Origin of the sequence: Gimesia sp. (assembly GCF_048262075.1) — a bacterium.
Classification (GTDB): Bacteria; Planctomycetota; Planctomycetia; order Planctomycetales; family Planctomycetaceae; genus Gimesia.
The window spans coordinates 1-20,374 of the sequence record NZ_JBLXFK010000010.1; the positions used below are offsets into that span (position 1 = coordinate 1).

The window sequence follows — 20,374 nt, forward strand, 5'->3', positions numbered from 1 at the left end:
AGAGAGACCATTTCGAAAAAAGAAAAAAGCCCCCAGAGAAATTGAAACACACTGATCTAAAGTAAGTGCCATTAGGCGTTAGCCCCGGTTGTTTTCCTGTCGGTAATTAACTGCACAATCTGATATTCAGCTTTCAGAAAGCCCGCTTCAAAGCCAGACTGCACAACCATAGACGTTTCAATACAGGCAACATGGTTCGACCTCTCTTAAGTTTTTACAGTCGCTTCCTCAGTTTGAATATCGTACCCCTCCAGATCGCCTGGGCGTTCGTAGAGTTCAAAGCCGCTTAAGCCGGGGACTGAGCTGCGGTCCAGGTTCCACCATGGGCAGCGGAAGCGAGTGCCGCAGGCATTGCATTTGACGATCTGTCCCAGCAAGGGGAGACTGGCGTTCGTTGCATTCTCACACTGCGGGCAGTGTACCCGCCAGCGGGAATCACTCAAATCGATGGGACCGGTCATTCCTGTGATAATGCGAAACGGGAGGTCGACCGCTTCGATGGTCGATAGCGCTTCGCGGGTGATCGGTTCACTGCTCATCGCCAGGCGGTCGGCATGATTGCCCAGCGTGCGTTCGTAGGCATTGCGGACCAGGCGGGCATTCCCGAAATTCTGATCGCGGTCGGTGAAGACCCGGTTGAGCAGGATCGCCAGGTTGCCGCGGGCGGCGGGCGTCAACTGGTACGCATTGGCGTTGCACATCAGTTCAAAAATCAGACACAGATCTGATACGTGATAATCTTCGAACACAATATAGCGGCTGAAGCGGCTTTCCAGCCCCGGGTTGGATTCGATGAACTCCGCCATCTCGACTGGATAGCCGGCGACGATGACGACCAGGCGCTCCCGCAGGTCTTCCATTTTCTTGAGGATCGTGTCGATGGCTTCCTGTCCGTAATCCTGGCCACCCGATTTTGCCAGCGTGTAGGCTTCGTCGATGAACAGCACGCCATCGGTGGCTTTCGCGATGACTTCGTTGGTTTTGATCGCCGTCTGACCGATAAAGCCGCCAACCATTGTCGCCCGGTCGGCTTCGATAAAATTGGGGGTCTTTAAAATCTGATAGCCATACAGGATCTTGGCGATGATCCGGGCGACCGTCGTTTTTCCGGTCCCCGGATTTCCCGTGAAGACGAAGTGCAGCGTCTGCGAAGCAACGGGCATCCCCATTTCCTGTCTCTGCTGGCGGATATTCAGAAAATTGGCCATACGTGTGACCTCCGCTTTGACGACGTCCAGACCGATCAACGCGTTGAGTTCCTGCAGTCCCTGTTTTAAGGATTCTTCGGGAGTGATCTGACTGGTGGTCTTGTCCGGGGCATTGGAACCAGGTGCCTGGGTTATTCTCTGATTCTCAGCAGATGTTTCCAGGTCTTGACAGATCGCTGCCTCAATTTCAGCCAGGCCCTTACTCAACTGAGCAAAATATGTCTGATCTTCCTTTTGAATTCCGTTGGCATTCAGGATGATTTTCGCCGTCAGCAACAGGATTTTACTGTAAGACTGAAATAAAGCCGGAGTTTTTTTGATATCACAGGCAATCATGACCAGGAATCGAAAGGGTTCAATCACGGCACCGTCATAAATCGCACCCCCGAGCCAGCTGTTGTCTGCTTCCCACTGGATCAGCAGTTCCCGAAATTCTTCTGCATTACAGCCATACAGATACGGTTTGTAATCTTCCATGAAACTGAAACGATGCAGGGAATACTTCATCAGTTCCGCAGAGATCTGCAGTTCTGAGTCCGCAACTTCCGTATCGGTCAGAATGCCGTTGTGTAAAATTGTGAGAACACTGTTGATTGCGGAAGCATTAATTATTGGTTTGAGGAGTGCACCCTGGTCCTGAATCGCTAATTGCAACAGTCCGGTCATACGTTCTGCCAGTTTATTTGGGCCTGTATATTCCAGTACCTTATCGAGATTGACTGAAAGGACCTCGTAAACATCATTGCACAGGAATTCGAGCATCGATTCCAGCTTCTTCGCATTGCTCATGAACTCGGTTCTCTTCGGACTGTCAACAGGGAGAGTATTTTTGAACTGTTGCCGTTCATACTACTCGACAAGATTACATGAGCCAAGCAAGAAGCGTCATCTCAGAGTGAATTGCGAGGTTTTCTGTTTCGCAAAAAAAGACTGAGAATTGAATCTCAGCCAGCGTTTTCTTCACTGGCGAGTTGAACGGCCGGCGTTTCTGCCGCACTTGACTGCAGAGCCGGGAAGGCATCTTCGTTGCGTCCCCAGTGGTAGAGCAGGTGAAAGACTCCGTTGACAGCCAGTACACCCGCGACGGCACAGAGCAGGACCAATCCGGAGACCCCTTCATGCGCAATCGTCCAGAAGAACTGGCCGATGCACAACAGCGAAACCAGCAGTAGAGTCGGCGTACGGGGAATCAGATTCACCACCAGCGCTCCAAAGGGTGCGCCCAGCGCGACAATCGGGGCGGCTGCCAGCCAGTTGGCATAGACTTCCGGATCCATGTAATACAGGCCGGGATTGATTTGCGACAGAATCGCATTCGTCGTAATTCCCACGACCGATGCAAACGCCATAATGACCACTGACGTCGGAATCGCAATTTTCAGATCGGCGCGATACAGCAGCACCAGTGTTGCATACACCATCATGTCGATCCCCACGCCGGTAATGGAAGCGACGATGCCGCCGGACAGACCGACTGCCAGGCCCAGCAGCCGGTCCAAGTTCCGCCAGCGATCACTGACTCCTGTCGCTGACACCAGCTCGCGCATTTTCAGCAGATGCATGATGCCGAAGCTGCACCAGACGACGGCAAATGTCAGCTTGACCCACAGGTCCGGTACAAACGGCGCAACGCAGACGGCTCCCAGGGGCGTACCAATGAACGCACCGATGAGCGCGGGCCGCAACAGTCCCCAGTCGAGGGGACGTCTTGCAGAGAAAATATAGATCGCAGCTGAGACCATGCCGATCGACTGCACGGCCAGTCCGAAGTTGCGTCCCAGGGAACCAGGCATGTCAAACAGTAATACGAGTACGGGGAAACCAACGGTTCCCCCACCCATGGGAGTGGAACCGGCGATATACGAACCCAACGCCATCGCCAGTGCAATCGGCCAGTGATGCTGCAGTGACTGCCAGCCGTCAGTGGTGATGAGGATCGTCAGCCAGACCGTATAGAATGCCAGTAGCCAGAGACCAAAGGGCCAAAGTTTTCGCATCGAATTACGCCACGACTGATTTGCCATCTCTGTCTCTCTGTCAGTTCATACTCTCAGATCGAAGTGGCAGCGCTGCCCGGTCGATCATTCTGATTCCAGCCAGTCACAACTCGCATCTTCATGCGGTTCCCGGGCACGTTTCAGGAGTTTGACGAGCTGCTTCTGTTGTGACATGGTCAGATGGCCCAGTTGACTCTGATGCATCTTCACAACCGCGTTGGCCATTTTTACCAGCAGAGCCTGCCCCTGTTTTGTGATCGCAATTTCCACGACCCGCCGGTTCTCGGGGAGCCGACTGCGCTGGATGAAAGATCGCTTTTCCAGTCGATCCAGCATCCGCGTGGTATCGGGAGCACGAGAAATCAGCCGCCGTCCCAGTTCCATCGTCTGCATCGTGCCCGGAGCGACGGTCTGCAGCAGACGCAATACATTGTACTGCTGTGCCGACAGGTCGTATTGCACGAACAGCGCTTCTTCGAGGGCCTTCAGGCAGTCGTACGTTCGCCATAACTGCAGATAGACTTCCTGTTCCGGCGAGTCAAAGTGAACCTGTTCAATATTGGGTTGGGGCACTGATGCTGTCATGTCGGAAATTATGAATGTCCCGACGATAATTGTCAAGACAACTATTGTCGGGACGAATAAATGCTCGAAAAATATTCTGGTGTGGAGATCGGGGGCTCTGATTCCGGGCGGAAGTTATTTCACGCACTCAATGAATGTGATGGGAGAATCAGTTAACAGGGGGGACCAGTATTCCGGCGTGTTGTCTGACAGTCCGTCAGGTGAAAGTTGCGGGGAATGCCAGCGGACCTCGTTAAAGCCGGCTGCGCGAAAGGCGGCTACGTGGGTGTCGGCGGTCAGGTGATAGTTTTCGATGTCAAACGGACCGTCCTCCAGGTGGAACGTCCAGGTGATCGGCGTGCCTTCCTGCCAGTCTGTGCTGGCAGACGTTTCAAAGCCGAAGTGACGAAACGAAGGACTGCCGGGGAAGTGGAACATCGGACTGCTGTTGACGGTGACAAAGCGTCCGCCCGGCTTCAAAGCCTTCGCGATGCCGTTACACATTGACTGCAGTTCCTCACGTGTGCGGGCATAATTCAGCAGATAGGCGGCAACGGCCAGGTCAAACTGTTCCGCGACAGGCAGTTCCCGTGCATCACCAACAATAAACTCAATTCCCTGCTGGTTCTGCGCTTCCTGTTGCTGTGCGAGTTCGATCATGCCCTGCGATAAATCGATGCCCATGACTCGTGCTGCACCACGTTCGCGGAGCATGCGCGTATAAAAGCCTTCGCCGCATGCGACATCCAGCACGGACAGACCCTGCGGATTACCGGCCAGCTCCAGCAGCGTAAAACATTCAATAAACGTGCGCCAGGGCTGCTGTTTTGACCGTTTGTACTGCTCAGCAATGGGATCGTAATTCGTCGTCATCAATGGATTACCTTGGGGTATGAATTTGATGTGAAGTTCGGTGAAATGCCTCCTTGGCTTACGAAAATATAACGCAAGTCTGAGAAGGTTACCTACGGGAACTGAGAAGATTTCTTGAATCCACTCTGTCAGCGGCTCGTATCTTCCGGAAGAGACAGCTCCTTGGGAGAAAATTGGGGCTGGGTGTCAGTTATATGCTAGGATAAAAATACCCGACCTGTGGGTGCGCCAATATAAAAAAATACTAATGTGATTTCGGAGTGTTACAGTGCGATTTGAAAAGCTGTTATTGATAGTTGTTGTGTTCTGTTTAGTCCCCGCTATGCCAGTCATGGCTCAGGAAACCAAAAAGTCGGAAGAATCAAAAAAAGAGGTACAGCCGACTCAACCCGCACCAGACCTGAAACCGTTCACAACGATTGACCCCACGATTCCACTCGACCAGTTGAAAATCATGGTCAGGCCTCTCACAAAGCAGGAACTGCAGGTCGAAGCTGATGCCTGGTTTAAATTATTGCGCAACAAGGCACGTCAGATCGCCGCTGCCCGACTGGGGGTTAAAAAAACCAACGAAGCGATCAGTACCGACGATGATCAGCAGGCCCTCGAATCACTGAAGAAAGCAGAATCCGTTCAGAAGACCGCTGACAAGATGGCGAAGGAAACAGAAGAAGATCTGATCAAGAAAGCGCAGGAAAACCTGGGTGTGGATGTGGCCGTGGATGCCTCTAAACCGGAGCAGACCGATGCAGAAAAGGCAACGGCTGATGAGGAACCGGTCGCCAGCAGTTCGGAATCAGTTAATACTGACAAGACGCCCGCTCCGGAGGAAGAGTTAACGCCCACCCATACCGCAGAAGTAATGAAGGAGCAGTTTCTGGTCAACCTGACGAAGTTGCAGGATGAAAGGACGGGATTGAGTGACCGGTTGGAAATCGTCCTGACTTCACTAGCGCTGAAAGGAGGCGATGTAGAATCCTACCGCAAGTATATCACCGCTGTTTCGGGGATCGAACTGGATACCTCTGATGCCAGTGCCACCTGGTCGGGGGTCAAAGGCTGGATCATCTCCAAGGAAGGCGGTCAGCGGATGACCTGGAATGTCGGTAAATTTCTGGCCATTCTACTCATTACCTGGTTTGTGGCCCGGATTGGTTCCGCGGTAATTCGCTGGGTCCTGGAACGTAAGGTCAAGCTGACACAACTCGCCGAAAACCTGATCAGTAGTACGATTAAGAATATCATCTTTCTCATCGGATTTGCCATCGCACTCACTGCACTGGAAGTTGATGTCACACCCATTCTGGCGGCCATTGGTGCTACCGGGCTGGTCGTCGGTCTGGCATTACAGGGCACGCTAAGCAACTTTGCCAGCGGCTTGATGATTCTGATCAACCGCCCCTTTGATGTGGGGAATGTCGTGACGGCCGGCGGGATTACGGGAACCGTCAAGCAGATGAACCTGGTTTCCACCACGTTTCGTACATTTGATAATCAGACGATTCATGTTCCCAATAATTCCATCTGGAATAATGTGATTACCAATATCACGGCCAACAAAGTCAGACGCGTCGACCTGGAATTCTGCATCGGGTACAACGACGATTTCGAACAGGCCGAACAGATTATCAAAGACGTGCTCGAAGAGAACGAACTGGTTCTGAAAGATCCCGCAGCGGTCGTGGTGACACATGCTCTGGCAGATTCCTCTGTGGATATTGTCTGTCGCCCCTGGGCCAAAACGGAGAACTGGTGGAACGTCAAAACCTCAGTCACCCGCGAAGTCAAACTTCGCTTTGATCAAGCTGGTATTTCGATACCATTTCCGCAGCAGGACATCCACGTCTATTCAGCAGAAACACTCAACGGGAAACAAGCCACGCTGGTACAAAAATAATGCCAGTTTGTAGGGACGCGAATCAGGACTGAAACGTCAAGGTATCACCCTCAGACGTTTCATCGTCCTGCGGCCTGTGCTCCGTTTGAAACCGGATAGGCCGCTGGGCAGTACGATCGACGGTCAACTGGAAAATATCAAAGCGATTGTAACCACCTGCCAGATCGTGGAGCTGTTTGGGTTCGACGCAGCGTGAGAGGTCGATGTCGGCATAGAGGAGGCCTTCGTCCGCCTGCATGATCTCGCTGACGGGTGTGCCATTCGGGCCGATCGCGACCGAGATGCCGCGGGGACTGCCATCCAGGATGCGGGCTGAATCGGGATCTCGCTCCTTCAGCAGATCATAGGCAGCCTGATCCAGGTAACCGGCGGCGACCAGGTTGAAGAGTTTGCCTTCGAATGAATGCGCCCCGGCTCGAATCAGAATCGCATTTTTCAGATCGTAGTTTTCATGAACCGCGGGATCGTGTGAAGGCCAGACCGGCGGGTACGTTGACATGTGGACCTGCTCCCCCTGCGCCAGCAGTGTAAACCGGGCCAGCGGATTCGTATTCTCACCGCAGATCAGCATACCCAGTCGTCCCAACCGCGTCGCACAGACTTCCAGGCCCGCGCCATCGCCGGGAGACCAGACCAGTTTTTCATAGAAGGTCGGCACGATCTTCCTGTGATGACACAGAATACTGCCATCATCGCCGATCAGCGCGTTGGCATTCCAGATGCAGCCATCGCTGACGGTGGTCCCTTCATTGAAGCCCATGGAGACAAACATCTCACATTCGCGGGCGGTCTCTGCGATCTGCGCCAGTTCGGGACCATCCACTTTGATCGAGTTCGCCGCCAGCTCGCAGAACAGATCGTGATTATGAATCGGTGCCTGCAATGCGCACCACACCGGGAAGGCGGGGATATAGGTCTCGGGAAACACAATAATCTGCGCCCCGTTGCGGGCGGCTTCACGGATCAGCGAACAGGCTTTTTCGACCGTCGCGTCTTTATTCAGAAATACAGGAGCGACGTGAGCGAGAGCCGCTTTGAATGCAGGATAAGTCATGGTGCAGTTCCGCAAGAAAGGAGTCCGTTAGCTGATCAAATGGAGAACAGCAGCAAAATGATGTTGTCTGATGATTCCTGTATTATAAGTAGCTCACACCTTCGCCTGAATACTTTCCAGCACGCCATCCCACAAACGCAGTCGTGCTTCCACGGCGGCCTGCGCTGCGGTAATTGCTTCCTGAATTTTCACAGGGTCATTGTCACACAGACCGTTAAGCAGTCGCAGTGAGAGCGGTGCGTGGAAGTCGCCATCCAGCTCCACATGTCGATTCAGATAGAAGTGAAATACGGGGGCCTGCTGTTCGGTGACGCCGGTCTGTTTCAGAATCGAACGGAACATTGTGGGAATAATGTGTTCGCGGCCCAGTGCGAACGCGGCGGCAATTTTATGTGGTGCCCCGTCCGCAATAAATTCAAACGTTTTAGTTGTGAACTGACGCGATGGTTCCGGCATACCGGGGTACTGGAGAGCCGCATCGATCCCCTGCTGATCGACGGTCTTGATGAACTCCTTAAGTATCCCCGTACTGGCGCCCACTTCAGTCATGGCGGTCTGGTACAGTTCGAAGTGACTGGAGAATTCGCCGTCAGCTGTTTCGTCACATTCTTCTTCGAGCACAATCTCATTGATAAACCGTCGTACGCTGGCATCACCGCGCGGCAGCCAGGGGGCACCCGTCGGGGCGATTACGCCCTGCAGGTATTTGACCAGCGACATAAAATCCCAGACAGAATACACATGGTGTTCCATGAATCGCTGCAGATCTTCCAGCGTGGCTATCGCTTCGTAGATCGGGTGCTCTTCCAGCTGGCTGGTGAAAGTATCAATAATTTCAGACGTGATTTGTTGTGTCATGGACAGCCCTGTTCCCCGGTAATATCAAGCACTTCAGTACATGGATCTTGTAACAAACTTCCGAGATTATAGTTCTCACCCGCTGTTCTGGTAGGGCTTTCGCAGGGATTTCTCTTAATCCCACCAGAAGAACCAGTAGGGAGATTTGAGAAGTGTGGCACCCAGATTACTGATCGTTTCGCAACCCTGATCCACAATATCTGCACAATACCAGTACTGTTCCCAGGCCAGTTGCATGGCTGATTGTTGATCTTGAGGAGGACGATTAACTGTGCATTCGATAACATCACCCCCAACACTACAGATTTCCGCTCCAAACTCGGCTTGCCACTTGCGATGGAAGGCACATTGAACCTCCGCTTCAGGGCAATCATTCCAGCCACCAAATTTTAAAACGGCTGGAAGCTGCCAGGACGTTTCAACCTGTGCCAGTCCGATAAAGACTTCGGGGAGAAAGTTTCCAGCCACAGCGTTTTTGTGTAAAATGAAGGAACCTTTGTCATGAATTTCTCCAGGCCATTCCCCCAGGTCCTCATAGGGAGAATATCCACACTCTTCCACTTCCGCTCTGCGTTCCGCCACCCATTCTTCGAGATCGATCTTCTGAGAGGCGAGTAGGATTTCCTCGGGTGACTGCCGGTTGAATTCGGCAGATTTGATCATCGTCTCCAGATCCTGGTGTGGCCCAATCAGAAACGGGTATTTTCCTGTTTTCGCAAACTGATCTCTCAACTCATTTAACCGTTCGACAGCCTCGGTTCCGTGGACTTGAATCGATGTGAATGTCATACTGCATGCAATCCTGCTGAATCAGAAAGGGAAACCTGAAAAATGATTAGTGTGAGTTCACAGGTCCCCATATTTCGTCGCCAGCACAATCGTATAACCATCCGGATCGCGAATCCAGATCTCCCGATGTTGGGCATTGGGATTGACCAGCGGTCCGTCGAGAATTTCCACTCCCAGATCTTCGGCCCGCCGGACGGCATCTTCAAAATCATCGATCTCAAACCAGAGCAATGCCCCGTTCCCTTTGAGCGCCTCAGGGTCACCCAGAAACGGATGCTCGTCTGTTTCCCACAGATGCAACTGCAGAATCAGCGTATCCTCATGATTCATCAACTGTTCATATTCGCTGCCGCCATGCCCGCTCTTGACATTCAGTAATCGCTGATACCAGGCACTGCTGGCTTCCACATCATTCACAACAATCATTGGTTGAGCACGCATTCCTCGTCCCCTTTCAAGTTAATTGCCGCGATCTTGTAATTCAGATCAGGCAGGATAGATCCCCGGTTTCATCGGTTGTTTCATTCTTTTAACAGCCCGCATCAAGTCGTCCCACTCTTCTTCATCAATTGCATTAATGGCACGTTTAATTGTTTTACGATTGCCAGTTGCACAATTCACAACAATCGGGTTGATATCGGTCCAGCGTTTTTTGTCGACGAGGTTTGTATTGTGAAATGTGGTGACTGTCGCCAGTTTTGAACCTTTTTTGAACGGTGCACCTGTCGCGCTTTTAATGGGACGCTTGGCGATTTTCAGCATCAGGTAAGGTCTTCCTCCCTGGGCATTCATATCTGCCAGGACGGCTATCAGATTCTTGTCAGGATTCACCACAACAGCCGGCATCAGCGCACCAGCGGCGAAGTGCCCCTTCCACGTATAGACGTTCATCAATCCAGCTACCAGCGAGATGCCCACTACAATCCCCCCAAAGGCAGGGTAGACGGTCAGTAAAGCGATGCCCACGATCACTCCTACCGCATAAAACAGAACTTCTGCAGGATAACATTTCAGTAGTACTCGAAAGTCGATTTTGATCATCTTGCAGTTCAAATCTTCGTTGTATCAGATATTTAGTAGAGTGCCGCGTTGATTGAGGTTTGTCTCAAACAGCGAGCCCTTGTTTATTACACAGATAAATATACTTATGTTCTAAACGGACTTCAAACCAAGATTGAGGTTTTCAAATTGATCTGTGTGAAAGGGAATGACTGGCTTCCACTAATATCAGTTATGAGAACGAGAGCCCCTGAGTCTTGATGGAATCTCAACTCTCTGTGATCACTCAAAATCGCAAAGAAACTCTTGGCGTGGCATCCAGGGAGCCGATACAATTGTTACGTGTTCTTTCACATAAATCGAACCTCCCCTCACCGCATGCGTTTCGCATCTGGTGTCATCCGCACCTGCGTTTATTGAGTTCCATTTCAATAGACAACAAAAATGGCCCATCATCAGGGGTGTTCCAGACGTAATCACAAACAGCGATCGAACTAACAAACCGACTGAGGAGAGAACCTTGACTCAAGACGATAACAACCAGAGCAAGCCCACAGGAAACGATCAGGGGAGACGTAATTTTCTCAAAGGGAGTGCTGCCGCCGTCGGAGCGGGACTGGCTGCTTCAGTTCCCGGAATGGCCTCTGCCGCAGACAGCGACTGTGAAATGAAAAACCCCTACGGGGCGCGTCCCGGCGGGGGGATCAGTCTGCCCGACTATTACAAGCCCTGGCCGGCGATCAAAAATCGCAACGTGTTTATGCCGGGCACGGAAATCCTGCCGAAAAATGAAATGCGGATCTCGTTTCTGGGAAGTACTCCCTGGCCTCCCACACGTCTGCAGTCCGGGACTTCCATTCTGGTCGAGCTGGGAAATGGTGAATCGCAGCCACGTCGGTTCTTTTTCGATCTGGGGAACGGCAGTATCTCGAATGCCATTGCCATGCAGGTTCCCGCGCCGCTGATCAATGATATCTTCATCAGCCATCTGCACTCCGATCACTTTGCTGACCTGCCTTACATGTATCCCTTCCGCGCCTTTTCCGGCGGATACACGCCGCTGCGGGTGTATGGTCCTTCGGGGCGAACTCCCGAACTGGGCATGAAGCATATGATCAAACATATGCGCGAAATGAACCGCTGGCATGAAGAAAACTTCAACGCCTGTCCCATCGGCGATGGCATGGAAATCGAAGTCACCGAGTTCGACTGGAAGGAAGAGAACGGCATCTGCTACGACAAAGACGGCGTTAAGGTACGTCATTGGCCGCGCTCGCATGTGAAGGATGGTGCGTCCGCCTATCGACTCGACTGGGAAGACGCGGGGCTCTCCTTTGTCTGGACCGGTGACGGTCGCCCGGATGAACTGTCTGCCAAATATGGAAAAGGAGTTGATGTCTTCGTCTCCGAAGGCACGATTGATGTGCCCAGCCTGTCCTCCATGAAGCTGGGCGCACCTGCGGAACTCTGGGAATACACGATCGACATTTTCCATACCATGTATTACGCCGCCGGCTATCTGTTTAAGCAGACGCAGCCTCGCATGGCCGCCATCTGTCATTACGAATATGCGGGCCCCGCACTCGAAGCCGAATCGACGGCGGAAGTCCGTTCCAACTGGGATGGGCTGTTCATGTTTGGCGGACCCGATGTGCAGGTCATCAATGTGACCAAAGATGCGATCTGGTCGCGCGAAGCGTTGCTACCCGATGGCGCTGCCCCTGCCTCGATGGATCCGCGCTGGCTGCTCAAGCCGGGCGAAAAGCTGCCTGCGGAAATTACACTGCCTACGCCGCGACTGCCTCGAGAAAAACAGCAGGAACAGTTTCTGCGAGATTTGGAAATTGATCCCAAACTCTATTATCCGCCCGATGCCTATCGTAAACCGGTTCAGAAATGGCCCGGTATCAAACTCAATCCGCGCGAAATGCTTGAATCGCGTGGCATCAAAGTCGACGAGGACAAGTAACGCATCGAAAACGTATTACAGGCACGTCATTGATTTACTTTGACGTGCCTGTCTTTTTTAGAGAGTAGCGACATGACAGATGAAGAACGCCCGATCCTCGCGCCGGCACCGCGGCTCGATTCGATTGAAATTGAAGGCCGCGACCCCGTACCGGTGACTCTGTTGACCGGTTTCCTGGGAGCAGGCAAGACGACACTTCTGAATCGCATTCTCAACGGCGATCATGGTCTGCGGGTGGGCGTGCTGGTCAATGATTTTGGTGCGATCAACATTGACGCAGAACTGGTGGAAGGGGTTGAAGAGAATACGATCAACCTGACGAACGGCTGTATCTGTTGTGAAATTCGCGATGACCTGGTTAATTCGCTGGAACAGCTGCTGACGCGCGAGGATTTGATTGATTACGTCATTCTGGAAGCCAGCGGCGTTGCCGACCCGGAAGGCGTCGTAATGACGTTTCTGAATGCCCGCTATGAAAAACTGTTACGATTGGACAGCATTACCTGTGTCGTCGATGCGGAAGCCATCTTCACGCACGCTGATAATGAAGAACTGACCGCGCTTAAGCTGCGGCAGATCGGCTTCGCGGATATGGTGATTCTAAATAAAATCGATCTGGTGGGCCCCACCCATCTGGAAGTCATCAACGAATGGATCGGCCAGCATCTGCAGCGAATTCGCATTGTGAATGCGGAACGCTGCGAAGTCCCGCTGGAAGTACTGCTGGCGGTCGGGAGGTTCGATCCCGCGCATCTGGAGTCACAGAAGCAGAAATCGATGAGCGAAACCTCTCCGCAGAAACACGACGCCGCCAGTCAGCTGTTTGAAACCTGGAGCTTTGAAACCGATCAACCTTTTTCCATTGAAGATCTGCAGGAGATGGTCCGCCGTAAACTGCCGGCTTCCATCTATCGCTGTAAAGGAATCATGTACTGTAGCGATGCCCCGGAGAAGCGACATGCGCTGCAGGCCGTCGGTCGGCGTACGGAACTGACGGCGCTCGACGACTGGGGCACGCGACCGCCGCGTACCCGTATCGTCGCCATCGGATCTGGTTTTGACAGCGGGGAATTGACTCAACTGTTTGAAGATTGCCTGGAAGCTGCAACTTCAGATCGCACAGCTTAATTGAACCAGAACGCCAGCGTAAAGAAGTTGTTTCTGCCAAAGGTCCGGTTAATGCGTCCCCACATTTCCGGGTTCGCGAAATCTGTGATCGTTCCATTTTCCAGGTAAGGGGCCGCCGCTGTTCCCTGGGCCCAGAGGAATGGGTCAATTTTGCGAGGTTCGGTAAAGACACGTCGCAGGTTCACCCCCTGTGTACCCGGTTTGCCGCGCCAGAACGGAATCAGCTTCTTCCCCTGCAGAACTTCTCCCGCTTCATCCAAAACCACCAGCCAGGTATCTACCATTTCCTGTGTGACTTTAATTTCCAGTACGCCGGTCTGCTGTGGATTGGGAATCCATTCGTTTTCGTTGTCGGTTTCTGCCAGGTAATATTTCCACATCGATTTCGCATGTCGCTGCATGTCTTCCAGATGCGCCAGCGCTGTTTTCATCCGTTCCGGTTCTTTGAGTTCAAATCGCCAGAGATGAATAAATGCGAGAATGTCGGAGATGAGCGGCCGGTTGAAACGCCTCAGGGAGTCGAAGTTTCGTGGCCCCTCGAGCAGAAACGGATAGGGTGTATCGACTTTTTCAAAAAACAGATGAGCCGTGCAGTTGAATATTTCCTGACCGTCAATCGCCAGCAGAACTTCTCCCCAGGCACTCAGAAAATTACAGTAACCCGCCAGCCAGTCTGCATCGCCTCGATCAAAGTCGATAATGAAAGCTGCCACCTTCTCTTGTTCCACAGGAGTATCGATTTGTCCCAGCAGAAATGTTGCATCAACGGGTTTACCCGTGCCGGTCAGGTCAACTTTAATCAATCCCACATGCAGGGGCAGTTGGACGTTTGAGTCTTTGATGGCGGACAGTGTTTTCTCAGCAGCTTTCAGATCATCGACCCATGTTTGCAGCATCTGACGCATGTCGGCATACGAGATGGTTTTCGGGTTGGGCTTCTGAGCCAGCATTTTACGAATCGGTGCAGGCAGACCGCGAAAGGCGTCTTCCGTGCGTAAGCCATACTCATATAGCGTTCCCCCTAGATGTTCAAACGACTGAAAGAACTGCACAACACCCAGCCCGAACCGCGCCTCGTCATCTTGGGGGGAGTTCTTTAAATGGGCCTGCAGCGCAGTCGCACCCTCGCTCAACTGGCCTGTCTGCAGGTACTCCTCCGCCAATGGTGCTGCACTGGCCAGTTGCGAGGACAGCAGGAACGATCCGGAAATAACTGCAATAAGTAAGGTGTGCCGCATCAGAGAACTCCCTCAAAAAAACAAAATGCCAGTTTCCTAAGTCATATTATAGTCTGCAGATAGCCGACCGAGAATGACCACACATCAGGTAAGGCGTAATGAAACCCCAAGTATCACACAAAACTTTGCAAAAAATACTTGGGCCGGTAGCCTGACGACCATTCTGGTAGTTCAGCAGTCATTTCTTAAGCTGATCTCAAGTCCGGTTCGTTCCCCTTATTTCTTTTCCCCTGTGATTAAAAAGATTTGTCATGTCTTGAGACGCTGGCATGCATTTTGCATTTCAACTGGAACTATCGATGTACGAACTTTTCAATCTTTATCAGGGAGACACAAAATGCAAGGTACGATGAAAATTAATGAAGAAGTGACCGTCGGGCCCCAGCCTAATCAGGAAGAAATTTACGAAATCGGAAAAGACGGTTTTAAGTCGATCGTGAATTTCCGCGCGCCAAACGAAAAAGACCAACCGATTACACCCCAGTCTGAAGAACAAATCGTGAAAGGTGCAGATATGGAGTATCTGCATATCCCCGTCTCAATGAATTCCCTGGATGAATCCCTGGTCGATCAGTTTCGGGACCAGTATGACGTTCTTCCCAAACCCATCTTTGCCCATTGTAAAAGTGGAAAACGGGCGGGCGCGATGGTGATGATGGATCTGGCTGTCAAACAGGGGATGAGTGGTGAGCAGACCTTGCAGAAGGCCGAAGAGATGGGCTTCGAATGCGACAAGCAGGAGTTGATCGAGTTCGTAAAAAAATACGTCGATACTCACTCTGACTGAATTGAATCCGCAGTAACAGAAAGTTTATCTGTCATGATATTTTATGAACGCTTTGTACCAGGGTTGGCTATCGCTTCTTATCTGATTGGTGATGAAAAATCTGGGGAAGCCGTCGTCATTGATCCCACGCGCGATGTAGATGTTTTCATTGAATATGCCAGAGAACATGATCTGCACATCAGGCATATCATCGAGACGCATATTCATGCTGACTTTGTCTGCGGTTCGCGCGAGTTAAAGGCGCGACTGGATGATCAGCCTCTGATCTATTGTTCGTCTTATGGTGGTGCAGACTGGAATCAGTCTTTTGCGGATCGGCAGGTGAAAGAATCTGATTCGATTCAAATGGGGGATCTGAAACTGGAATTCCGGCATGTTCCCGGACATACTCCCGAACATCTGGCAGTGCTGTTATTTGATCAATCGCGCAGTAAAACGTCACCCTGGTGCATGTTCACCGGCGATTTTCTGTTTGTGGGCGATGTCGGGCGTCCGGATCTTCTGGGGGAAGAGGAAAAACAGAAACTGGCCCGCCAGCTTTATGACAGTCTCTTCAATCACCTGGAAGGGTTACCCGATTATACGGAAATCTACCCCGCTCATGGTGCAGGTTCCTTATGTGGAAAAGCCATCGGTTCCCGCCGATCTTCGACCCTGGGATACGAGCGGCATTTTAGCAACGCCTTTGAGCAAACTTCTGTGGAGAACTGGATCGACCAGTTACTCGAAGACATGCCGCTCTCGCCTCCCTATTTTAAACGGATGAAACAGGTGAATAAAGAAGGACCTGCCATCATCGGCCCGGAATTACCGGGGCTGGATCGCTGGCAGGCAGATCAGGTTCATCAACGCGTCTGTGAAGGCTGTCTGATTCTGGATGTGCGTTCCAAAGAAGCATTTGCAGCGGCGCATATCCCAGAATCCATCAATATCCCGTTTGGCTCCAACCTTCCGGTCTGGGCAGGTTGGGTCTTACCCTATGATCGTCCCATCCTGCTTATCGTGGATGACGAGGTGCAGGTGAAAGAGGTCGTCTGGCATCTGTTGCGGGTCGGGTTTGATGATCTGCAGGGATATCTGGAAGGCGGCATTAATTCCTGGGAAACCGCCGGCTATCCCTTGGAAATGCTGAAAACGATATCCGTTCATCAACTGCAGGAGAAGATTCAGCAACAGGATCAGTTCACCATCCTGGATGTCCGGACCGAGCAGGAATGGAAGCAAGGACATATCGAGGGAGCCCTGCATATTCATGGCGGTACTTTGCAGGAGAGAGTAGGGGAACTGGAGCCGAAAGAACCAGTGGTTGTCATCTGTGGTTCGGGATACCGTGCCTCGATTGCTTCGTCTTTTTTGAGACGGGAAGGCATAGAAGATGTCACCAATGTCATGGGAGGCATGTCGGCCTGGCAGGCAGCGGAATTACCAGTCACGACGAACTCGAATTGAAACTGTCAGTAAAGAACACATAGTAGAATGGAACATGCGAGCGAGTCTTCAACGGATTACCAGAAAAACAGTCTCACTTTAATCGGCGCTGTCGCGATGGGGATCGGCGTGATGATTGGCGCCGGTATCTTTGCGCTCACAGGTCAGGTGGCTGAACTGGCACAGTCCTGGTTTCCATTGGCCTTCCTGGCTGCGGGAATCATCGCAGGTTTCAGTGCGTACTCCTATGTGAAGCTGGCACACGCCTATCCCTCGGCTGGCGGCATCGCCATGTTTCTCAAACAGGCTTATGGTAAATCTACCATGACGGGAGCCTGCGCCCTGTTGATGTATTTCTCCATGATTATCAATGAGAGTCTGGTGGCCCGCACTTTTGGAACTTACACCCTGCAGCTCTTCAATGCGGAAAACAGTGACTGGCTGATCGTAGCGCTGGGAGTCGGATTACTGGTCATTGCTTTTCTGATTAATATTCTCAGCAACCAGTACATTGAATCCATTTCTTATATTACCGCATTTATCAAAATTGCAGGTATTGTCATCTTCGCTATAGGCGGATTATGGGCTGCCGGGTTCTCCTTCGAAAACAGCTCGTCCACGGCTTCTCAGGCGGGGCCTGGTGGCTTTCTGGGTGGTGTTGCACTTGCCATTCTGGCATTCAAGGGATTCACCACGATCACCAACAGTGGTAGTGAGATAAAAGATCCTCACAAAAATGTAGGTCGCGCCATTACCATTTCGATTTGTCTCTGCCTCGGCTTATATATGCTGGTGACTCTGGCAATCAGGGGAACACTTTCGATCGATGAGATCGTCAAAGCCAGAGATTATTCGCTGGCACGTGCTGCTCAACCTGCGTTTGGAGAGTATGGACTCTGGTTTACTGTCGTCTTTGCCATTGTGGCGACCGTATCGGGAGTGATCGCCAGCGTGTTTGCAGTGTCGCGTATGCTCGCCATGCTTACAGAAATGAAGCTGGTGCCTCATTCTCATTTCGGGATGCCGGGAGACATTCAGAAACATACACTGGTATATACCGTGGTTCTGGCGATGATTTTTACCATCCTCTTTGATTTGAGCCGCATCGCTTCACTGGGAGCCATTTTTTATATCATTATGGATATTGCCATACACTGGGGCGTCTTTCGATATCTCCGCAAAGAAGTCAGTGCCAACGCAACAATCCTGATTACTGCCATGCTACTTGATGTCATCGTGCTGATTGCTTTTATCATGGTGAAAGCACAGTCTGACCCCCTGGTAATTATGATTGCGGTACCGGGACTGATACTGATTTTCCTCGGTGAGTGGCTCTTCCTCAGAAATCAAAAGCAGGAATAACTGGTTCCTCGTCCGCCAGGATGGTTGAAAATCAAACAGCAGTAACACCCTCTGTCGGTTCAATTCTTGGTGACTGCAACGGATATAAATGATCTGGTTTTACTGGGTCAGGTAATGCTCTCAAGAATCTCCCCTCTTTCTAATAGATAAGACTCCGCTTTGGCACAATATATGCGAATTTGATATAATAGTTATAAGAAGAGGTTCAATTTTGCGAACTGTCTGGACAGGAGAAATGGTTATGCCAACATCATGGACTGACAAAGATGAAAAGCAGTATCAACATATCAGGCGCAGCGAACTTGATCGAGGCAAGCCGGAAGATAAAGCCGAAGAGATTGCCGCCCGGACCGTCAATAAGCAGAGACGACAGGCCGGAAAAACTCCCAACAAAACCACGCAAGGGACCGGGAATCCTCATACCCGTCTGGAAGACCGCACGGTCGATGAGCTGCAAAATCTCGCTTCCGAAAATAACATCAAGGGACGCAGTAAAATGAAGAAAACCGAATTGATCAAAGCACTGCGTGACAAACGATAGCAGTAGCTGGAATCATTGATGCAGAAAAACGATTTCCGTGACTGAAAGTGGAGCACAGCTTAAATAGTATGTACGTTCCTGTTTCAATCTTTCATAATAATGCCGCTAGAGCGCATCACATTTAACCATAGCGTCTCTCAAACTATTGTACTCGGTTCAAATAGCCCTGGAGACGCTAAGTAAAACTGGACACAGTCTAAATCAGGATACAGTAATGAGCAGTACTCAACTTTCAGCACAGGAGACGGCTTCGCGTTCGTCTGTGATCCCCTGTTTTCTCCGGGGGTTCTTTGAGAACCCGTTGCAGGTCGCCTCGTTTGTACCAAGTTCAAGCTTCCTGCAGCGAAAACTGAGTTCCCTGGCCTGCCTGCAGACCGCCCGCTGCGTGGTGGAACTCGGCCCGGGGACAGGGGAAACCACAAGAGCCCTGCTGGAGGCGATGCCGGCAGACTCTCAACTTCTCTGTGTAGAAGTTGTGTCGGAATTTGTGGCACATCTGCAGGAACTGGCAGATCCCCGCTTGACCGTAGTGGAAAACTCTGCACTCTCACTCAAATCAATTCTTCAACAGCAGAATTTCGCGAAGCCCGATGTCATTGTCTCCGGTGTTCCCTTTTCGGTGATGTCTCCCGAAGAAGGTCGCCAGTTAATCCAAACGATACACCAGGTACTGGCTCCTGGCGGCGTGTTTGTCACTTACCAGTTCCGCAACAATGTCTGCGAACTCGCTGAAGACTGTTTCGGCGCCCCCCAGAGTCGCGATCTTGTCTTATGGAACCTGCCTCCCCTGGATCTCTACCTCTGGGAAAAAACAGCTGAATCAGGTGAACAGAAAAAAATGTCTTCCCTGACACTGGAAGCGTGAGCAGCTGAATTCCGTTGCGTTGGGTTTCCAACTTACAACTATTTCCTCTGCGCCGCGATATACGCTTTTGCCTGATCGATATAGCCGGGTGTTTTCAGGCCCACCTGTTGCGCTTCTTTTAAGGCTGCATCATATTCGATGTCGTCGTCCAGTACGCGATGCACGAGCCAGATGGCACCAACTCTGTTGGCGGACGCTGAATGTAGAATCAGCGGGTGTCGGGCCTGATCATTCAGGATGCCACGACACTGATCGAAGACAGTCGGCGTTAATGTCTCGGGAGTCAGAAACGGGATCGCCACATAATCGAGTTCGAGCATGCGCACGTAACCCGCTTCGTCCCAGTTGAGTTCCTTTGTTGTACGCAAATTGACGACCGTTTTGACGCCATCCTTCTGGAGTAGCGGAAAATCTTCTTTGGTTGGCTGGCCGGCCAGATAGATCAGCTTGCGGCGATGCAGTGGGGTGATCTGACCCAGGGAAATCGGTTTCAGTTCCTGGGGTTTCGAATCAGCCTCAGGCTCTGCTGCCACGGGAAGCGTGGTCAGTAGCAAGACGATTAACAGAAGCGATTTGACTAACGGTAAGTCTGGCATGACTTGTTCCTTCCAGAAAAGAAGTATTGGTCGAGACCCGTTACCGGTTATTATACCCTTCATATACGAAGCAGATACAAAAAAAACGCCAGTCAAGACGAGTTGACTGGCGTGAATAATCATGCATTGAAGAGGTTAAAAAAAGGAAACAGATAATCCTCTCAGGAGATAACGCATGAGATAAAAACAAGTTTTGTTGATGAATCTACTATCTTTTGATC

At 51.4% G+C, this 20,374-nt stretch carries 20 protein-coding genes; 8 read left to right on the forward strand and 12 right to left on the reverse strand.

Translation table 11 applies throughout. From position 1 onward, the window contains the following. Positions 1–206 precede the first annotated feature (206 nt). From ACN0YH_RS18680 to ACN0YH_RS18695, 4 genes are all read right to left on the reverse strand, one after another. On the reverse strand, positions 207–1,997 hold the full coding sequence (locus tag ACN0YH_RS18680; protein ID WP_417381101.1) for an AAA family ATPase: 1,791 nt from the start codon (positions 1,995–1,997) through the stop codon (positions 207–209). 155 nt (positions 1,998–2,152) lie between these two features. Beyond that, on the reverse strand, positions 2,153–3,232 hold the full coding sequence (locus ACN0YH_RS18685; protein ID WP_417381102.1) for a sulfite exporter TauE/SafE family protein: 1,080 nt from the start codon (positions 3,230–3,232) through the stop codon (positions 2,153–2,155). 57 nt (positions 3,233–3,289) lie between these two features. Continuing rightward, positions 3,290–3,790 (reverse strand): MarR family winged helix-turn-helix transcriptional regulator, encoded by a 501-nt coding sequence (locus tag ACN0YH_RS18690; protein ID WP_417381103.1) that lies wholly within the window; start codon positions 3,788–3,790, stop codon positions 3,290–3,292. Positions 3,791–3,904: 114 nt separating this feature from the next. After that, positions 3,905–4,642, reverse strand: coding sequence for a class I SAM-dependent methyltransferase (locus tag ACN0YH_RS18695; protein ID WP_417381104.1), 738 nt, complete (start codon positions 4,640–4,642; stop codon positions 3,905–3,907). A gap of 268 nt (positions 4,643–4,910) precedes the next feature. Here ACN0YH_RS18695 and ACN0YH_RS18700 point away from each other — a divergent pair, with 268 nt between their 5' ends. Next, positions 4,911–6,539 carry a mechanosensitive ion channel domain-containing protein gene (locus tag ACN0YH_RS18700; RefSeq protein ID WP_417381105.1) on the forward strand — a complete coding sequence of 543 codons (1,629 nt, stop codon included), beginning with the start codon at positions 4,911–4,913 and terminating at the stop codon, positions 6,537–6,539. A gap of 22 nt (positions 6,540–6,561) precedes the next feature. Here the strand turns inward: ACN0YH_RS18700 and ACN0YH_RS18705 are convergent, their stop codons facing one another. The 6 genes from ACN0YH_RS18705 to ACN0YH_RS18730 all read right to left on the reverse strand — a co-directional run bounded on the left by ACN0YH_RS18705 (position 6,562) and on the right by ACN0YH_RS18730 (position 10,695). Beyond that, positions 6,562–7,593, reverse strand: coding sequence for a carbon-nitrogen hydrolase family protein (locus tag ACN0YH_RS18705; RefSeq protein WP_417381106.1), 1,032 nt, complete (start codon positions 7,591–7,593; stop codon positions 6,562–6,564). 93 nt (positions 7,594–7,686) lie between these two features. Next, positions 7,687–8,451, reverse strand: a complete 765-nt coding sequence (locus ACN0YH_RS18710; RefSeq protein WP_417381107.1) for a DUF3050 domain-containing protein — start codon at positions 8,449–8,451, stop codon at positions 7,687–7,689. A 114-nt stretch (positions 8,452–8,565) separates the two neighbouring features. After that, positions 8,566–9,240 (reverse strand): DUF4253 domain-containing protein, encoded by a 675-nt coding sequence (locus tag ACN0YH_RS18715; protein WP_417381108.1) that lies wholly within the window; start codon positions 9,238–9,240, stop codon positions 8,566–8,568. 57 nt (positions 9,241–9,297) lie between these two features. Further along, entirely contained in the window at positions 9,298–9,681 is a 384-nt protein-coding gene (locus ACN0YH_RS18720) for a VOC family protein (RefSeq protein ID WP_417381109.1), read from the reverse strand. Between the two features lie 45 nt (positions 9,682–9,726). After that, positions 9,727–10,281, reverse strand: coding sequence for a DUF3239 domain-containing protein (locus tag ACN0YH_RS18725; RefSeq protein WP_417381110.1), 555 nt, complete (start codon positions 10,279–10,281; stop codon positions 9,727–9,729). Between the two features lie 240 nt (positions 10,282–10,521). After that, entirely contained in the window at positions 10,522–10,695 is a 174-nt protein-coding gene (locus tag ACN0YH_RS18730; protein ID WP_417381111.1) for a DUF995 domain-containing protein, read from the reverse strand. A 64-nt stretch (positions 10,696–10,759) separates the two neighbouring features. Between ACN0YH_RS18730 and gntH the strand changes: the two genes are divergently transcribed. Both gntH and ACN0YH_RS18740 read left to right on the forward strand, forming a co-directional pair. After that, positions 10,760–12,208, forward strand: coding sequence for a guanitoxin biosynthesis MBL fold metallo-hydrolase GntH (gntH, locus tag ACN0YH_RS18735; protein WP_417381112.1), 1,449 nt, complete (start codon positions 10,760–10,762; stop codon positions 12,206–12,208). A 72-nt stretch (positions 12,209–12,280) separates the two neighbouring features. Next, positions 12,281–13,336, forward strand: a complete 1,056-nt coding sequence (locus ACN0YH_RS18740; protein WP_417381113.1) for a CobW family GTP-binding protein — start codon at positions 12,281–12,283, stop codon at positions 13,334–13,336. On the opposite strand, the gene ACN0YH_RS18745 is transcribed toward ACN0YH_RS18740, so the two are convergent. Then, on the reverse strand, positions 13,333–14,574 hold the full coding sequence (locus ACN0YH_RS18745) for a hypothetical protein (protein WP_417381114.1): 1,242 nt from the start codon (positions 14,572–14,574) through the stop codon (positions 13,333–13,335). The two genes, ACN0YH_RS18740 and ACN0YH_RS18745, sit on opposite strands and share 4 nt — an antisense overlap. A gap of 337 nt (positions 14,575–14,911) precedes the next feature. On the opposite strand from ACN0YH_RS18745, the gene ACN0YH_RS18750 reads away from it, so the two are divergent. The 5 genes from ACN0YH_RS18750 to ACN0YH_RS18770 all read left to right on the forward strand — a co-directional run bounded on the left by ACN0YH_RS18750 (position 14,912) and on the right by ACN0YH_RS18770 (position 19,557). Then, positions 14,912–15,361 carry a beta-lactamase hydrolase domain-containing protein gene (locus tag ACN0YH_RS18750; protein ID WP_417381115.1) on the forward strand — a complete coding sequence of 150 codons (450 nt, stop codon included), beginning with the start codon at positions 14,912–14,914 and terminating at the stop codon, positions 15,359–15,361. A 33-nt stretch (positions 15,362–15,394) separates the two neighbouring features. Continuing rightward, entirely contained in the window at positions 15,395–16,810 is a 1,416-nt protein-coding gene (locus tag ACN0YH_RS18755) for an MBL fold metallo-hydrolase (protein ID WP_417381116.1), read from the forward strand. A 27-nt stretch (positions 16,811–16,837) separates the two neighbouring features. Continuing rightward, positions 16,838–18,151 (forward strand): APC family permease, encoded by a 1,314-nt coding sequence (locus ACN0YH_RS18760; RefSeq protein WP_417381117.1) that lies wholly within the window; start codon positions 16,838–16,840, stop codon positions 18,149–18,151. Between the two features lie 241 nt (positions 18,152–18,392). Further along, positions 18,393–18,692, forward strand: a complete 300-nt coding sequence (locus ACN0YH_RS18765) for a Rho termination factor N-terminal domain-containing protein (RefSeq protein ID WP_417381118.1) — start codon at positions 18,393–18,395, stop codon at positions 18,690–18,692. 214 nt (positions 18,693–18,906) lie between these two features. Further along, positions 18,907–19,557, forward strand: a complete 651-nt coding sequence (locus tag ACN0YH_RS18770; protein WP_417381119.1) for a class I SAM-dependent methyltransferase — start codon at positions 18,907–18,909, stop codon at positions 19,555–19,557. 38 nt (positions 19,558–19,595) lie between these two features. Here the strand turns inward: ACN0YH_RS18770 and ACN0YH_RS18775 are convergent, their stop codons facing one another. Beyond that, a complete protein-coding gene (locus ACN0YH_RS18775; RefSeq protein ID WP_417381120.1) occupies positions 19,596–20,153 on the reverse strand; it encodes a fused DSP-PTPase phosphatase/NAD kinase-like protein in 558 nt (185 codons plus the stop codon). Positions 20,154–20,374: the final 221 nt, after the last annotated feature.

Excerpts from the sequence above, each read along its gene's own strand:
- ACN0YH_RS18680 (WP_417381101.1), bottom strand. The coding sequence starts at position 1,997 with ATGAGCAATGCGAAGAAGCTGGAATCGATGCTCGAATTCCTGTGCAAT.
- ACN0YH_RS18685 (WP_417381102.1), bottom strand. The coding sequence starts at position 3,232 with ATGGCAAATCAGTCGTGGCGTAATTCGATGCGAAAACTTTGGCCCTTT.
- ACN0YH_RS18690 (WP_417381103.1), bottom strand. The coding sequence starts at position 3,790 with ATGACAGCATCAGTGCCCCAACCCAATATTGAACAGGTTCACTTTGAC.
- ACN0YH_RS18695 (WP_417381104.1), bottom strand. The coding sequence starts at position 4,642 with ATGACGACGAATTACGATCCCATTGCTGAGCAGTACAAACGGTCAAAA.
- ACN0YH_RS18705 (WP_417381106.1), bottom strand. The coding sequence starts at position 7,593 with ATGACTTATCCTGCATTCAAAGCGGCTCTCGCTCACGTCGCTCCTGTA.
- ACN0YH_RS18710 (WP_417381107.1), bottom strand. The coding sequence starts at position 8,451 with ATGACACAACAAATCACGTCTGAAATTATTGATACTTTCACCAGCCAG.
- ACN0YH_RS18715 (WP_417381108.1), bottom strand. The coding sequence starts at position 9,240 with ATGACATTCACATCGATTCAAGTCCACGGAACCGAGGCTGTCGAACGG.
- ACN0YH_RS18720 (WP_417381109.1), bottom strand. The coding sequence starts at position 9,681 with ATGCGTGCTCAACCAATGATTGTTGTGAATGATGTGGAAGCCAGCAGT.
- ACN0YH_RS18725 (WP_417381110.1), bottom strand. The coding sequence starts at position 10,281 with ATGATCAAAATCGACTTTCGAGTACTACTGAAATGTTATCCTGCAGAA.
- ACN0YH_RS18730 (WP_417381111.1), bottom strand. The coding sequence starts at position 10,695 with ATGATGGGCCATTTTTGTTGTCTATTGAAATGGAACTCAATAAACGCA.
- ACN0YH_RS18740 (WP_417381113.1), top strand. The coding sequence starts at position 12,281 with ATGACAGATGAAGAACGCCCGATCCTCGCGCCGGCACCGCGGCTCGAT.
- ACN0YH_RS18745 (WP_417381114.1), bottom strand. The coding sequence starts at position 14,574 with ATGCGGCACACCTTACTTATTGCAGTTATTTCCGGATCGTTCCTGCTG.
- ACN0YH_RS18750 (WP_417381115.1), top strand. The coding sequence starts at position 14,912 with ATGCAAGGTACGATGAAAATTAATGAAGAAGTGACCGTCGGGCCCCAG.
- ACN0YH_RS18755 (WP_417381116.1), top strand. The coding sequence starts at position 15,395 with ATGATATTTTATGAACGCTTTGTACCAGGGTTGGCTATCGCTTCTTAT.
- ACN0YH_RS18760 (WP_417381117.1), top strand. The coding sequence starts at position 16,838 with ATGGAACATGCGAGCGAGTCTTCAACGGATTACCAGAAAAACAGTCTC.
- ACN0YH_RS18765 (WP_417381118.1), top strand. The coding sequence starts at position 18,393 with ATGCCAACATCATGGACTGACAAAGATGAAAAGCAGTATCAACATATC.
- ACN0YH_RS18770 (WP_417381119.1), top strand. The coding sequence starts at position 18,907 with ATGAGCAGTACTCAACTTTCAGCACAGGAGACGGCTTCGCGTTCGTCT.
- ACN0YH_RS18775 (WP_417381120.1), bottom strand. The coding sequence starts at position 20,153 with ATGCCAGACTTACCGTTAGTCAAATCGCTTCTGTTAATCGTCTTGCTA.